Source organism: Aliivibrio wodanis (genome assembly GCF_052920805.1).
On record NZ_JBREXA010000002.1, the window covers coordinates 897,523 to 913,562 of the forward strand.

The 16,040-nt window shown below is 38.6% G+C and carries 14 protein-coding genes; 8 read left to right on the top strand and 6 right to left on the bottom strand.

Annotated elements, in window-relative coordinates; translation table 11 throughout:
* Positions 1–109 precede the first annotated feature (109 nt).
* On the bottom strand, positions 110–637 hold the full coding sequence (locus ACU5DF_RS11960; protein WP_446713025.1) for a chloramphenicol phosphotransferase CPT family protein: 528 nt from the start codon (positions 635–637) through the stop codon (positions 110–112).
* Positions 638–750: 113 nt separating this feature from the next.
* Positions 751–2,307: a BCCT family transporter gene (locus ACU5DF_RS11965; RefSeq protein ID WP_446713026.1), complete on the bottom strand. Its 1,557-nt coding sequence runs from the start codon at positions 2,305–2,307 to the stop codon at positions 751–753.
* Positions 2,308–2,613: 306 nt separating this feature from the next.
* Here ACU5DF_RS11965 and ACU5DF_RS11970 point away from each other — a divergent pair, with 306 nt between their 5' ends.
* The 3 genes from ACU5DF_RS11970 to ACU5DF_RS11980 are packed head-to-tail and all read left to right on the top strand — an operon-like array spanning position 2,614 to position 5,072.
* Positions 2,614–3,003, top strand: a complete 390-nt coding sequence (locus tag ACU5DF_RS11970; protein ID WP_446713027.1) for a PepSY domain-containing protein — start codon at positions 2,614–2,616, stop codon at positions 3,001–3,003.
* 32 nt (positions 3,004–3,035) lie between these two features.
* Complete coding sequence (locus ACU5DF_RS11975; protein ID WP_446713028.1) at positions 3,036–3,692, top strand: response regulator transcription factor; 657 nt, start codon at positions 3,036–3,038, stop codon at positions 3,690–3,692.
* Between the two features lie 15 nt (positions 3,693–3,707).
* On the top strand, positions 3,708–5,072 hold the full coding sequence (locus ACU5DF_RS11980; protein WP_446713029.1) for an ATP-binding protein: 1,365 nt from the start codon (positions 3,708–3,710) through the stop codon (positions 5,070–5,072).
* A 60-nt stretch (positions 5,073–5,132) separates the two neighbouring features.
* Here the strand turns inward: ACU5DF_RS11980 and ACU5DF_RS11985 are convergent, their stop codons facing one another.
* From ACU5DF_RS11985 to ACU5DF_RS12000, 4 genes are all read right to left on the bottom strand, one after another.
* Positions 5,133–6,410, bottom strand: a complete 1,278-nt coding sequence (locus ACU5DF_RS11985) for an LssY C-terminal domain-containing protein (protein ID WP_446713030.1) — start codon at positions 6,408–6,410, stop codon at positions 5,133–5,135.
* A 21-nt stretch (positions 6,411–6,431) separates the two neighbouring features.
* Positions 6,432–7,163 carry a glycosyltransferase family 2 protein gene (locus tag ACU5DF_RS11990; RefSeq protein ID WP_446713031.1) on the bottom strand — a complete coding sequence of 244 codons (732 nt, stop codon included), beginning with the start codon at positions 7,161–7,163 and terminating at the stop codon, positions 6,432–6,434.
* A gap of 388 nt (positions 7,164–7,551) precedes the next feature.
* On the bottom strand, positions 7,552–9,594 hold the full coding sequence (locus ACU5DF_RS11995) for a cache domain-containing protein (RefSeq protein ID WP_446713032.1): 2,043 nt from the start codon (positions 9,592–9,594) through the stop codon (positions 7,552–7,554).
* Positions 9,591–11,009, bottom strand: a complete 1,419-nt coding sequence (locus ACU5DF_RS12000) for a sigma-54-dependent transcriptional regulator (protein WP_446713033.1) — start codon at positions 11,007–11,009, stop codon at positions 9,591–9,593. The genes ACU5DF_RS11995 and ACU5DF_RS12000 overlap by 4 nt, the downstream gene beginning before the upstream one ends.
* 280 nt (positions 11,010–11,289) lie before the next feature.
* On the opposite strand from ACU5DF_RS12000, the gene ACU5DF_RS12005 reads away from it, so the two are divergent.
* The 5 genes from ACU5DF_RS12005 to ACU5DF_RS12025 are packed head-to-tail and all read left to right on the top strand — an operon-like array spanning position 11,290 to position 15,873.
* Positions 11,290–12,111, top strand: a complete 822-nt coding sequence (locus ACU5DF_RS12005; RefSeq protein ID WP_446713034.1) for an ABC transporter substrate-binding protein — start codon at positions 11,290–11,292, stop codon at positions 12,109–12,111.
* A gap of 3 nt (positions 12,112–12,114) precedes the next feature.
* A complete protein-coding gene (locus tag ACU5DF_RS12010) occupies positions 12,115–12,813 on the top strand; it encodes an ABC transporter permease (protein ID WP_061036673.1) in 699 nt (232 codons plus the stop codon).
* 12 nt (positions 12,814–12,825) lie between these two features.
* Positions 12,826–13,533, top strand: coding sequence for an energy-coupling factor ABC transporter ATP-binding protein (locus ACU5DF_RS12015; RefSeq protein WP_428193581.1), 708 nt, complete (start codon positions 12,826–12,828; stop codon positions 13,531–13,533).
* Positions 13,511–14,095: a molybdenum cofactor guanylyltransferase MobA gene (mobA, locus tag ACU5DF_RS12020; protein WP_446713035.1), complete on the top strand. Its 585-nt coding sequence runs from the start codon at positions 13,511–13,513 to the stop codon at positions 14,093–14,095. Before ACU5DF_RS12015 ends, mobA begins: the two co-directional genes overlap by 23 nt.
* Positions 14,092–15,873, top strand: coding sequence for a bifunctional molybdopterin-guanine dinucleotide biosynthesis adaptor protein MobB/molybdopterin molybdotransferase MoeA (locus ACU5DF_RS12025; RefSeq protein ID WP_446713036.1), 1,782 nt, complete (start codon positions 14,092–14,094; stop codon positions 15,871–15,873). The genes mobA and ACU5DF_RS12025 overlap by 4 nt, the downstream gene beginning before the upstream one ends.
* The last annotated feature ends 167 nt before the right edge of the window (positions 15,874–16,040 follow it).

Consider the following 16,040-nt stretch of genomic DNA (forward strand, 5'->3'; position numbering starts at 1 on the left):
AAATAAACATCTAATATAATAATGGGCCATTTATATCGGCCCATTATTATGCCTACTTCACTAAACGCTGCTATTAACTCATTTAATCAAGAAAAATGAACAAATAATCCTATGCTTCTGCCATTTTATTTAAGTAATTTATCACTTCTTTAGCCGCTCTATTTGGGCTGTTCTCAGTAGTATCAACAATTAGATCATAATTCATATACTGATGAACGATTGGAAACTCTGATTTTGCTAATCCAATTGCTCTATCGCCTCGATTTTTTTCTCTTTCTTCACATACTGACAGTCGACACTTTACACCGACTCTAAGTACAGAAAATGGCTCTAATACTTTATTTAAATTATCAATTTCTTGCTTATCTATCCAAGCACTATCAATAATTAAACGACAACCAGCTTTTAATAAGCCTTTAATACTATTATGGTAACCTTGTGTTAATTGAGCATAATCATACCCGTCTCGCTTTATAGGTAAGCCTTGCATCATTTTTTGTAAATCAGATGGTGGCAAAGCATAGAGAACACTATCAATACTAAAATTGAGATATTGATTTGAAAGCTTCTCTTGAAGTTGTTTAGCTATACTCGTTTTTCCTGAACTGCCTGTCCCATTTAGAATAATTACATCCATAATAACTCTGTCCTCGTTAACATTGAGACTTCAATTACACTCAAATAACAGGCAATAAAAAAGGCCTACCACAGATTCTGCGATAAGCCTCTCATTCGTTCTATGTTTCTATCTTACACAGCCGCTGTTTCTTGATTAACTGCTTCAGATTGATTCTCTTGCTCGACACTTTTCATTCGTAATACAGCAATAGGTGCTGAAATAAACGTAAAGCCAAGTAAGATTGATACAGGAACCGCGGTGATCACGATGAAAGATTGCAGAGCGTTTAGTCCACCATCTCCGGCAATCAATAGTACGCCAGCAACCACACCCATCATTATTGCCCAAAACAGACGTTGGTAACGTGATGGAGTATCAGTACCCTCAACTGCCATTGCAATTGAATACGCCATTGAATCACCCGTAGTAGCAACAAACGTTGTAGTCAGTACTAAGAATGCAGGGATTAACAACCAACTTAACGGTAACTGCTCTAGTGATGCTAATAGTACTGCAGGTAATCCAGCTTCTTGCAATGGAATCGAAATACTACCAGGAGTTTGTAACTCAAGGAAAATACCTGTACCACCAAGCGCAGAGAACCAGAAGTTTGTTGCGATAGGAGCAATAATTGCTACTGTAATCACAAGCTCACGAATACTACGACCTTTAGAGATACGAGCAATAAAGATAGCCATCATTGGAGCAAAACCAATAAACCAACCCCAGAAGAACCATGTCCACCACGAGTTCCATGCAGGATCTGCAGTGCTTAAGCTCATTTCCGGAAGGTGTTGAATATAGTTACCAAATGCAAGACCAAACTCAGTAAAGATAAAGCTTGTTGGGCCTAGCACCAAAATCGCGACTAATAGAGTAACAGCGCCAATAACATTCATTCGGCTTAACCACTGTAAGCCTTTGTCCATCCCTGTGAAGGCTGAAACTGAATAAATAGCAACAATCATCGATAAAAGACCGATTTGGCTCATCAGAGAGCTTTCAAGGCCTGTGAGTACAGTTAGACTATAGCTAAGCTGTGTTGCTAAGAAGCCAATTGGTCCAATCGTACCTGCGGCAACCGCAATAATTGAACAAGCATCAATCAGTGAACCTAACCAATGGTTTTCAAGTTTGTTACCTAAAATCGGGTATAGCAGCGCGCGAGGACGCAATTTAACACCACAGTTATAATGTGCGTACATTAGTACAATAGTACTTAACGTGCCCAATACAGCCCATGCTAGGAAACCCCAATGTAAAAAGCTTTGGCTTAGTGCAGGTGTTACTGCTGCAAGCGTGCCTGTTTTAACATCAGAAAAAGTTGGAGAAGGAGTAATGAAGTGAAAGATTGGTTCAGCGGCTGACCAGAAAACGCCTCCGCCTGCAAGTAAGGTACACATGATCATTGCGACCCATTTGAACGTACCGAACGTTGGTTTCTCTTCGCCACCCATTTTGATTTTACCATAACTGCTCATCGCAATGATAAGAGCTAAAACAAACGTGATGATCATTAACCACTGCCACCATAAACCAAACATTGTCGATGCCGACATAAACATGGTTTGAATCGTTGCAGTAAATGTTGAGAGATCAACAAGAGCAAAGAGAAGAAATAAAAGGATAAATCCTATAGTAAGTGTTGGAACTAGTTTATCGCTATTTTCATTGCTATTTTTAAACATGGGTATCCCACTAGATGCGTGAGGGATGGGACTCTAGCAGCTTGAAAAACGTAAAACCAGTGAAAATTTTCTCAAAAATGCAAAATCATAGTGATATATTTATGAATCAGATCACATTAACGGTGAAATAAAAATGTAAAATCAATTACTTATCAAAATTGCCATCAATTCATACAATCACCCAAAAAAATTTACACCTTTTTCAGAATAACTCATTATGAGTAGAGCTTTTTTAAACGAAAATTCATGTTCTATTCATCTTCGCTGCCTTATACTTCCCCAGTATTGACTCAACTAGGAAGCATTATGCTTAAAAAACCAGCCATATATCTTGCTGCCCTATTCGCTTTATTGCCATTATCACAAGGGGCTTTTGCGAATGATCATCCCGATGGACATCAACTCATTCAAGATGTTCAGAAAAATGGGGCTAAAATAGATATAGATGAGGATCAAGATGAAGTTTATGACGCGGTTCAAGCCGGTTTAGTTAAACCATTTTCAGATCTTTACTCCACCGTTGAAAAAGACTTTCATGGTCGAATTATCAAAGTTGAACTGGATGAAGATGACAATGAGTGGACCTATGAGCTAAAACTGGTTCACGATAATAATATAATCAAAGTTGAATATAATGCAGCAACCTTGGCTATCACAGAGATCAAAGGCCGTGATATTCGCGCAGCTCTTAAATAACAACAACAAAAATAATTACTAAGAGAGTAATCATGAAAATTTTAGTCGTAGAAGATGATCCGCGTTTAGGCGAACAAGTTATTGAAACCTTAGAAAGTGCTGATTGGGTTCCTGAATTATCCCAAGACGGTATTGATGCCTTATATCGTGCAACCACTGAAGAATGGGATGCGATCGTTCTCGATCTTGGCTTACCAAAGTTAAATGGGTTAACTGTCTTAAAAAGTATTCGTGATGAGAACATCAATACACCCGTTATTATTTTAAGTGCTCGCGATACTCTATCTCAACGTGTTGAGGGACTTAATGCAGGTGCTGATGATTACTTAACCAAACCTTTTGAAATGGTTGAACTGATTGCTCGTATTCGAGCTCAATTACGTCGAGCTTCTGGAAACGCTTCTCCTATTTTAAAAATTGGAGAATTAAGTTTAGACACGCGCAGCTCAAAAGTATTATGGCAAGAACAAGCAGTTAACTTAACGGCATTAGAGTACAAAGTTGTTGCCTACTTTATGCATAATCCCGATAAGGTCATTTCAAGAACCACGCTTGTAGAGCATATTTATAAGCAAGATTTTGATCGTGACTCAAACACGGTGGAAGTATTTATCGGCCGTATTCGTAAAAAAATTGCACCACAAATTATTAAAACTGTTCGTGGTCTTGGTTATCAATTAAACCCTTAAATATAAAGGTCTACTGTGAATACATCACCGAGACAATTAAAACATACCTTTAAAAAATTAAGCTTAAAAAGCCGCTTGCTTCTTGCTGCGGCTTTTTGGCTATCTGCCATGATATTTGCTGCGGGAATTGGTATCCCTAAATTAGTAAATGATTATCTAGTCCAAGATGTAAAAAGTCAGCTATTACTTTCAATGGATGAGATCACCGCTAATGTCGAGGTGAATAGCAAAGGTAACCTTATCATGTCATCACGCTTATCTGATCCTCGCTTTAGTCAGCCTTACAGTGGTCTTTATTGGACGGCATCAACCAAGGGAAATGAGCTACGTTCGCGTTCATTATGGGATAAAAAGCTCATATTCAAAGAAGATAGCTTATCTATTAACCAAAAAGTGAAAGGCGCGAATAACGAGGAACTTATTTATATACAAAAACATATTTACCTTCCTGAAATTAAACAACCAATAACCATCACTATTGGTCTTGATGAAGACCCATTAGAAAAAACCTTACATCAGCTGACAGGCCAACTCTGGATCATTCTTGGCTTATTATTCAGTGGAGTATTATTTCTTATTGGTATTCAAGTCAGTTGGTCACTTCGTCCTTTAGCTAAAATGCAATCTGAGTTAGTCATGCTACGTAAAGGTGAGCAACAAACGTTAAGTCAACATTATCCTCAAGAAATCGCACCATTGGTTTCAGATCTCAACGCACTATTATTTCACTACCAAGAGTTACTTGAACGTGCTCGTCATCATGCTGGAAATTTATCTCACTCATTAAAGACACCTCTCTCGGTACTTAAAAATGAATTAGAATATTTGAGCGTTGAAGATAAAAATCGTCTATCGGCTCCTATTGCTCAACTGCAAGCACATATTGATTATCACCTTAGTCGTGCTCGCATGGCTGGTTCTATGAATATCCTCTCAGTGGCCACCTCTCCTTCTGAACGAGTAGATGCAATCTCAATGGCATTTGATAAAGTTTATGCCGAGCGAGAAGTGATATTAATTAACGAACTTGATAGCGAAGATAAAATAGCCGTTGAGAAGACAGATCTCGATGAGATGCTTGGTAATATACTTGAGAATGGGTATAAGTGGGCGCACTCGATGATCCGAGTTCATTCTATTGAAATACCTAATGAACAAATTCAGATTATCATTGAAGATGATGGTTTAGGGATCCCTCAAGATCAATTCGATCAAGTCGTTAAGCGCGGTATCCGTTTGGATGAAACGACTCCAGGAACAGGTCTTGGGCTAAATATAGTGAGTGAAATGGCACACAGTTATCGCGGCTCGCTTGAGTTATCAAAGAGTGTAATGGGAGGACTAAAAGCCACCCTAACCTTCCCACTAGTAAAAGAATAATCGTTTTTCTGCTTTATTAAAAATCTTATTCTGACAATCTAAATTAGGGTCAAAACGACCCTAATTATTTGCGATGAGTAAACGCTTTGATGCTCCAATGACTAATATCTTTCCATCAGAATAGTAATCATGTTGTTCATCTTCAGTGATCGGTTCTGAATAAGCTATATTTAAGGTCGTTAAATCGAGAAAAAGAGTATCAATACTAGTTTTAAATCGTTCTCTTTCTTCATCAACATTCGGGTCAGTGCTGTGTAACATAGTAACAATACCTCGATAAGCGGTGATCGTTAATCCATCATCGTAACTTAATGCCCCTAACCATACTTGTTTATTATTTTCGTTCTTACCTGCACTCCACCACCGAATATGACTTCTCTTTAATAAGTCGCCCGGTAATTGGAATGCCATATCTTGTATGCGCCCATTCCAAAATAGATCAGAAATCGGTGGCGTTTTATTCTTGATAAGTGAAAGATAATCAACGAATTCAATATCATCACGAGAAAATGTTTTATTCTCAATCCAACCTAATTGCACCATTATGGATTGAGGATGATGCCCAATAAGTGCAATGTTAACTGCTTGAGCATCAAAAAACGAAGACACTCCTGGGAAAGCTTTGAAAGATGTTTTTGTTCCATCAAAATGCAATGGTGCAGGTATTGGCTTTTCTATTACATCATCAGCGACCCAAAAAAAATGACTATAATTCAAATAAATAATAGCACTCACAACCACTACTACTGATTTCTTTCCAACATTTTTCCATTGAAACTTCTTTGCTATCACTAAAAAAATAACTATCAATAACAAGATGATGATTGATTGCTTATGCTCTGTGACAAATAGTGTCATATCACTCACCCATGGAAAAGCATCAATCCCATAAGAGAGTAAATATCCCCATAAGACAAATTGACTTACGCCAAGTAATAACCCAATAGATGCAAACAATGAGAATCGTCGCCACTCGATATTATTTACCCCTGCGATAAAGGGAACGATCCAAGCTACTGGCCCTAATAAACGAGCAAATAGTAAGACCGAATTACCTTTTCTCTGAAGTAATAAGCGACATCGTGCAATGGGTCGGCGAGTTTTTGGCTGCCAATTCATTAATCGTGCCTGACCCTTTCGGCCAAAGCGACGTCCAATCCAATAACTGAGTTGATCACCAATAAGACCACCGAGCAATACCGCAATAACGCCAGTCCAAATTCCTTGGTGCAGCTGAAAACCTGCTGCAATTAAGAACGGCTCACCCGGAACAAATAAATTTGGCCCTATAAGCGCATCCAATAATGCGCCCGTAAATAATGCCATAGAATCATACATAAGCATTCTTACCTATGCTGGTTACTTTTGCTCAGAATAATGACCGAATTTATATTCCATCTCGTTATTACGCATCTCACCAAGGAAAAAACGGCGCACATTGGCTTTTAAATACGTAGCTCCCATCGTAAACAAGCCATCTTGATCTAATCTACGTGGATCAAACTCAAACGTCATTGGCAAAAATCGAAAACGCCAGGTTTGACTTGCACGTTTCACATAATCACAGTCTTCACATAAAGTGATGTTTTCATCAAAACCTTGCAATTCATTGTGCGCACGCTTTGTTGAGAAAATACAGGCACCAACGGCGGTTGGAAAAGTGAATTGAGTAGCAAATAAACCTAAGTTAAATAAGCCATAGCCTACTCGATGAGCAATAGGAAGCCCTTTAGAACCCATATACACACCAGCGACTTCTAATTTATTCTCATCTAATTTTGTTACTGCTTTTTCAAGAAAATCTGCTTTTAGGCTTACATCGGCATCTAAAAATAGTAAGCGTTCATGCCTAGCAAGTGATGCGCCTGTATTACGGCCTAAGCTAACACCGCGCTTATCCATTTTGTGGATAGTTAAATCAGGAATGCTCGCTTCAAAGGCCTTAGCAACTTCACATGTCGCATCTTCGCTGTTTGAATCAACAATAATGACTTCAAAGTTTTGATGTGTTTGTGTACTTAAACCCTCAAGTAAACGAGCAATTTTCTTCTCTTCATTTAAGGTAATAATTACGATGCTTAATGGACTCATATGTATCTCCAAGTAGGTAAATGATTAACTTGGGACTAATAATACCTATAGCATTATTAATGAGTTATGAGGGTATTATTCATTTTCAGTTCATTGAATGATTTAGCAAAATCAAACTAATGAGTCACACATGACAAACACAGGGTATGAATCCTGAAAAAGAAATATTGCTTAAGGAAAAATAGGAAAGTGAAGAGAGAAAGGAAAGCCACACGTCTCAGAATGTGGCTTAATTTAGTACTGTTCGGGGTCATAACCGGACGTGCTAACTATCTAATAACACAGTCTAAATATCAACATTTTTCGATAACGTTGCGGTTAAAAAAAACACAATTATTAAGCTATTCTACAAATTTGTGAGAAGGATAACATTTTTATTGTTTCTTTTTTATCCGACTAAATTATCGAATTGATGGTGCTCTGATTTTATTGGTAAATAAATAATAAACGTCGATCCTTCACCAAGTTGCGATCGCACTTTTATTTCCCCATCGGTTTGGCTTAATAAACTCTGAGAAACAGAAAGGCCAAGACCAGTACCGTCACGTTTTGTTGTATAAAATGGGTCAAATATCCGATTTAATTGTTCTGATGACATGCCACAACCAAAATCTTCAACTTCAATAATAGCACCTAGTTCTTTATCTTCTTCACACCACGTACGACTCCGAATAATCAATTTTCCTTTACTGTTCATCGCATGGATACCGTTCATTTGCAGGTTAACTAAGATCTGCAACAAATGATGTCGATTAACCTCAACTCGCGGTGGTTGCTCAAAATCAAACTCTACCTCAATATCTCGTTTATGTGCGCCCGTTCTAACGAGTGTCACACTCTCTTCGATAATTGGATTAATATACTGCCAAGTGACTTGATCTTGAATTCCACCTTGTCTGCTATATTGCAACAGACTGCGCGTGATATTACGAATTCGATCTATCTGCTCCATTATCGCATCAAGCTCTTCTGAAATAACCTCAGCGCCCTCTCCCAACTCATATTTAATCAACTCCGCATTACCTAAAATTACCGCGGTTGGATTATTTATTTCATGGGCAATGCCTGCGGTCAACTCACCAAGAGAAGCCAGCTTTTCGCTCATAATGAGTTTATCTTGTGCTTGCTTTAATAACTTAATGTATTGCTCTAGCTCAACAGTTTTTTCATGCAAACTGGCGGTACGAGATTCAACTTTAGATTCTAAGTTTTTTGATGCTCGTTGGATCTCTATATTTCGTTGTTGTAGCTGATCGAGCATATTATCAAACTGCTGTGCCAGACTCGCCAATTCATGGCTATTATCTAACCCCAGTTCACCAATACGAACATCTTTACCCATTTGAACTGACTTCACCACATAGTGAATCTTTTCAATTGGTTGAAATAGATCTCTTGCTCCACGATGTACAAAAATAGTAGATAACAATAAAGTAATAAGTATGGTTACCCCAGCTTCCACTAAATTCTGTAAGTATTGCTTAAGTAACGGCCACTCTAAATAACCGGTATATAGCATTCCGATCACATTATTGTTCATGTCTTTTATCGGTTGATAAGCAGAGATATACCAATCGTTATATACATAAGCTCTATTAACCCAGCGTTCACCCTTTTCAATCACTCTCTCTTTTACGACAGTTGAGACACTTGTACCTATTGCTCGGCCCTGATTAAGTGATTTATTCGCAAAATCATTATGCAACGGGACATTGGTGCTAATACGTAAATCGTCTAGAAATAGGGTTACCGTTCCATAATTATCCGACGCTAAATCGCCCTCTGGATAGATAAGATCTCTAATACGATCGACTAAAAATGTACTGTTATTTAAAATGATCCCGCTATCAACTATCCATGCTAAGTTGCCGTTGTCATTAAAAATAGGAATTAATGTTCTACTTACTAATCCACGTTTTTCTATGCTGCCATTATCCTTATTAACTACTTGAACTTGGGTACTCAATTTAGGACTAATGCTATATAAATCAGCATTACTCATCACTTGAAAAAAGGTCCGAGATATCCCTAACGATAAGGCTTTAACTGATGATTCTGGTAAGTATTCAATATAACTAACCGGATGAACAACAATAAAATCAGAATTATAATTATCAGCTTGATTCTCTGCCCAGTACTGAAGCTCTGGATCATTATTTTTTAATCTTATTTGGAATTGATACGACTCCACAAAGCTGTGGAGTTCAGCGCCTTGTTCTTGCTGTAGAAAATCAATACTGTTGTTTGCTACTGATAATTTGCTTCCAACATCATTGAGTGCGTTTTGCCACGTATAATGCACCGACCAAAACGCGGTGATAATGACTAAGGCAAGTAATGTGAGAAACAAAGGAACGGAGTTTAACCACAACAAGCGGTATCTCACCATGGTTTTGATTCTACGTTTCCATAAAAGAGGAGATAACATCATGCGATCTCTTCACTCCACTCTTTAAATTTTCTCTCTAACGTTTTACGAGCAACACCTAACTGCCTTGCTGCCGCTGACTTATTGCCATCATGCAGATCGACAACCGTAATTATGTGCTTCTTTTCAACTTCTTTTAATGTCCACTGATCAGGGTATTCATCCATCTCTGGCATACAAGTACATTCCGTTGGTTCTTGATTTATAATCTGTTCTTGATTACATGATTGATGTAATGGCGTATCACCTTGTAAACTAGACCAGTGATCTACGGGCGGTTTACCAAGTAAAATACAACGCTCAATCATGTTTTTAAGTTCACGAATATTCCCCGGCCAATCATATTGAGCCATAGCTGCTATATCTTCGTGTGCCCAGTGAATTGGTTTTAGTCCCATTTCTTTAGCGATCATGTGTGAGAAATGCTCAGTCAAACAAGCCAAATCCGCTTTACGTTCACGCAATGCAGGTAAAGAAACTGTTAATACGTTTAAACGGTAAAAAAGATCTTTCCTGAAATTGCCTTTTTCAACTTCTTCAAGCAAGTTTCGATTGGTTGCAGCAACAATACGTACATCAACTGGGATCTCTTTTTCAGAGCCTACAGGACGAATAGCTTTTTGCTCTAGAGCACGTAAAAGAGACGATTGCATCCCAATTGGCATTTCACCTATTTCATCTAAAAATAGTGTGCCGTTATTGGCGACTCTAAATAAGCCCTCACGCCCTTTTTTCGCACCAGTAAAAGCTCCTGATGTATGACCAAACAGTTCACTTTCAAGAAGATCAGGCGCAATAGCACCACAGTTAAGTGGGACAAATGGACCGTTACGGTTACTTAATTGATGTAAACCACGAGCTACTAATTCTTTACCTGTACCGGACTCACCTTCAATTAGTACTGCCGCATTCGATGGGGCGAGTTGAGCTACCATCTGTTTTAGCTCTATGGTTTTTTCAGCATTCCCTATCATCTCAATAGGGTTATTTTTTTCCACTTCGCGTTGTAATGCAAAATTGGTTCTCTCAACCAAACGACGATCCATACAGCGTTTCACCGCTTGCAGCATATTTTCGAGATTAAATGGCTTTAAAATAAAATCAGCAGCACCTAAACGTAGCGCTTGAATCGCAGTATCTAATTCTGCGTATCCAGTCATGAATATCACATCATAATTACGAGAATCGCTAGCAATACTTTCTTGCCACTCTAACCCTGTTTGACCCGGTAAATTAATGTCTAAAATAATAAGATCAAGATGATGAGATTGACGGATAATTTCTGCATCTTCAATGGTTCCAACAGTATGAACCTGTCCAAATTGTTTACTTAATGCTTTTTTAAGTATGGTTTGCATACCTACTTCATCATCAACAACTAGAACTGAAAATGCATGCCAATCTGTTTTCGAAACCATAGTGTTTCCTATTTGTGTGCTTAAACGAAGATGTGGGTCAAAATGTCCTAATTATTCTAACCTGTATTTCACAAAATGTATCCTTTCTAATGAGACATTTTGTCCTAGTCACATTTTTTGTAGGGTTTTTATGCCAGAATGCCTCTCAATTGCTTATATATCATTATCTTATAGATAAAAATATCAGCAAAATTTTTGGCATAAGGATTGCTTTATAGCCAATAAGTCTATTCACTCATTGCATTTGCAGTGATATTTAACTTCATTACATGGATATAACATGAACAATAAAATCAGTACGTTTTCAGCAATGGCTGTTGTGGCTCTGGGTTCTTTTTCAGCAGCAAATGTATATGCGGATGACGCAAGCGTTGTGCGCCTAGCTACAACAACAAGTACTTACCACTCGGGTCTACTAGATTATATTTTACCTGTGTTTAAAAAAGATTCAGGTTATGAAGTTCAAGTTTTAGCTGCTGGTACGGGTAAAGCTTTAAAAATGGGTGAAAATGGCGACGTTGATTTAGTGATGACTCATGCACCTAAAGCAGAAGCTGATTTTGTTGAAAAAGGTTACGGTATTGAACCAAAAGCACTAATGTACAATGATTTTGTTCTTGTTGGCCCTAAAGCCGATCCTGCACATATTCACGGCATGAAAGACGTAACTGCTGCATTTGAGAAAATGGCTAAAACTGATGCAACATTCGTTTCTCGTGGCGATGATTCTGGTACAAACAAAAAAGAGCTAATCTTATGGTCTCAATCTAAGATTGAACCAAACTTTGGTGGCTACAAAGCTGTTGGCCAAGGTATGGGACCAACATTGAATATGACCTCTGAACTACAAGCTTATACATTGACAGACCGTGGTACATGGTTGGCTTACCAAAATAAACTGGATCTTGAGATCATGGTTGAAGGCGACAAACGTCTATTTAACCCATACCAAGTAATTCTAATTAACCCTGAGCGTTACAACAACTTAAACACGAAAGGTGCTCAGGCATTTAGTGATTGGTTAGTAAGCGATAAAGGTCAAGCATTGATTAATAGCTTCAAACTAAGCGGTAAACAGCTGTTCACTGCGGACGCTAAATAATTCATGACTATCTTAGCCACCTCTCACGAAGCCATTCAATTACTGTTTAGTGGTGATACTGCATTATGGAGCATCGTAGGTGTTTCGTTCTCAGTATCATTGTTTGCAATGGCGGTTGTATTACTCCCTGCATTATTACTGGCTTTTGCGCTTGCATATGGCTCGTTTCCTGGGCGGTGGCTACTGCTCTCTATTATTAATACATTACAATCAGTACCTACCGTAGTTATCGGTTTATTGTTGTATATGATGCTCTCTCGCTCTGGTCCTCTCGGTGATTGGCAATTATTGTTTACCCAAGAGGCGATGATCATTGGCCAAATGTTTATCTGCTTTCCTATCATGGTTGCTATGATGCACGGCGCATTTCAGCACAGTGATCGACGAGTATGGGAAACCGCATTTACTTTAGGTGCTTCGTTACCACGAGCCTTTGGTAGCTTAATTTGGGAAACGCGCTTTCCTATCCTAGCAGCAGTAATCGCTGGGTTTTCTCGAATAATCACAGAAGTCGGTTGCTCAATGATGGTCGGTGGCAACATCTTCAATGCAACACGAAATATTCCAACCGCAATCGCTATGGAAAGCCAAAAAGGTGCGTTTGCTCAAGGGGTGGCCCTTGGAATGGTGCTATTGATTTTAGCTCTGGTTTTAAATTTTTTACTCTCTATCACTCGTGGTAAAGGGTACTTACGTACTTAGTAGGCATAAAAAATGACAATAAGAATCACTGCCGATAATCTATCTATGCGATTTAATGATCGTGTGCTTTTTCATATTCCGCACTTATCATTAGGGCCAAAAGAATCCGTATACTTGCGCGGTGCTAATGGTGTAGGTAAAACTACGCTACTCAAGATTTTATCTGGTTTACAGACCGCAACAACTGGAAAGTTAAACCTGAATCAACCTCACTGGACTGCGCGTTTATTTGGGCGCTCTGGAAACAATCAAATCGTATATTTACATCAGAATCCATTTTTATTTGATGGTACTGTTTTCGATAACGTTATTTATGGCATGAAATACACCACCATGAATAAGCTTGAAAAACGTAATATGGTGATTAATGCTCTACGCATGGTTGGATTAGAAACCTTAGCTGATGAACATATTTCTGTTTTATCTGGCGGAGAAAAACAGCGTGTGGCGATGGCAAGAGCTTGGGTGCTAAAACCGTCTATTTTATTAATGGATGAACCAAGTGCGAGTGTTGATCAAGAGTCGATTCAGTTATTAGTAATTATGGCTAAAGATCTTCTTGATCGTGGCTCTAGTATTGTAGTTACAAGCCACCAAACAAATGCCTTAACTGAAATTTGTCACCGTCAATGGACTATTTCAGATGCAAAGCTGATAGAATCAACACAATTAAAAGTGATTGTTAGCAAGGATAAGTATGCTCCAGCCAAAGCAAACTAGTTGGGTAATTTTAGCGGGTGGACAAGCCCGTCGTATGGGCGGTCAAGATAAAGGTTTTGTGGCTTTTAAAAATAAACCGCTCATCGAACATGCAATAGATATATTAACGCCTCAAACTGATCAGATTGCCATCAACGCTAATCGCAGTATTGAACAATACACAAGTTACGGCGTCACGTTTTCTGACCAGTTTAGCGATTACCCAGGGCCATTGGCAGGAATGCATTCCGGCTTAATCAATATGAATTCTGATTGGGTAGGTTTTATTCCTTGTGACTCCCCTAACCTACCTGACAACCTTGTTGCTTTACTGTGTGATGCAGTAAAAGAAGATACTGATATTGTAGTCGCTCATGATGGCGAATACATGCAACCGGTTGTGACTTTAATGCACAAACGTATTATTCCTAAAATTGATGCTTTCTTAGCGCGCGGTGATAGAAAAATCATTTTATTATACAAAGAGTGTAATACCGTCTTTGCTGATTTCTCTAACTACCCAAATGCTTTTATCAATTTGAATAGTCCTCAAGAACTCGAACAATTTGGATCTTTATTATGAGCTTAACGACTGCGTCTATCCCTTTATTGGGTTTTGCTGCTTATAGCAGCACAGGTAAAACGACATTATTAGAAAAGCTATTGCCAAAACTGAATGAAATGGGACTAAAAGTCGCAGTCATCAAACACGCTCATCATAATTTTGATATCGACCAAGAAGGCAAAGATAGCTACCGTTTACGTAAAGCCGGTGCGAGCCAAATGTTGATCAGCTCTCGTTTTCGTAATGCGTTAATTACTGAAACGCCTGATGAAGAAACTACCTGTCAGCAATTAATCAATAAGTTAGATCAAACTGAACTTGATTTGATTCTTATTGAAGGCTTTAAACAACTGCCATATACCAAGATTGAATTGCATCGTGATGAAGTCGGTAAACCTTGGATCTTCCCAGAAGATGACAACATTATTGCGATTGCAGCAGACTCAAAAGCAGAATCAGAGCTGCCTCAAATGGAAATTAACGATACTGATGCTATCACTGCATTTATTGTTGAATACGTAAAGCAACATCAGCATAAACAACAAAGTGACCTGTCCGCTAATTGCGATGAATTATCTCCTGCGTTTTTATCTGTTACTCAAGGTAGAGCTAAGATTTTAGAGGCGATTAACTCATCAAATTCACACTCAAGCGCTTCGCTAACTGAATCAATTAACGCTTTGGTTGCACAAGATATTCTATCGCCAATTAACGTACCTCAACATAATAATTCAGCAATGGATGGCTATGTGATTTGTGGTGACGATTTAGAACGTGATAGCTACACTGTGGTTGCCGAAATCATGGCTGGGCACAGTTACGATCACCCTCTTCAACATGGTGAAGCGGCAAAGATCATGACTGGCGCACCAGTGCCTGAAAATGGTAGTGCAGTAATCATGCGTGAACAAGCGATTCAAGAAGGTGACCGAGTACGCTTCGATGCAGGTAAATCCGGTATTCGTAAAGGCCAAAACGTCCGTCTAGCTGGTGAAGACCTTGCTATCGACCAAACCTGTGTAGCTAAAGGCTCACGTATTACAGCTCCTGAAGTCGGTATGCTTGCTTCTTTAGGTATTGCTTCTATTCCTGTGTTTAATAAAATTAAAGTCGCTATATTCTCTACAGGCGATGAAGTTCAAGCTCCAGGTGAAACACAAAAAGCCAATTCAATTTATGATTCTAATCGTTTCACGTTGACGGCGTTATTACAGAAGATCGGCTGTGAAGTTATTGATTTTGGTATAATTGAAGACAATGAAGCCGCTTTAGAATCTACGCTTTCTCAAGCATCACAACAAGCAGATATGATCTTATCTTCTGGTGGTGTATCGGTTGGTGATGCAGATTACATTAAAACGATTTTAGATAAGCTAGGTAATATCAATTTCTGGCGTATTAATATGCGTCCGGGTCGCCCTCTTGCCTTTGGTCATATTGGTGATACTCCTTTCTTTGGTTTACCGGGTAACCCAGTAGCGGTAATGGTGGCGTTCTTACAGTTTGTTGAACCTGCATTACGTAAACTTCAAGGTGAAGATGACTGGAAACCTGAGACTTTTACGGCAATAGCTAAAGAGTTTATACGCTCTCGTACAGGTCGAACTGAATACAGCCGTGGCATTTACTCGATTAACCAAAATGGTCAAATGGAAGTGATCACCACAGGTAAGCAAGGCTCAGGTATTTTACGTTCAATGAGCGAAGCAAACTGCTTAATTGAAGTACAACCTGAAGTTGAGTCAGTGGATATTGGCCAGAAGGTGACAATTATTCCGTTAAACTCACGTGTATAACACTGTGTATCTTTCTTAAACTATATCTAATCTAGCCTCACGTTTGTGGGGCTTTTTTATCATGCTGTTTCTTATATTTTTGACTTCAGTCTCGTTTTTACTTTTTTCTAAAGCAATCCTTCATTATCCCAATGTAATTAAATGGTTTAATCAATAAGAATGAGCTG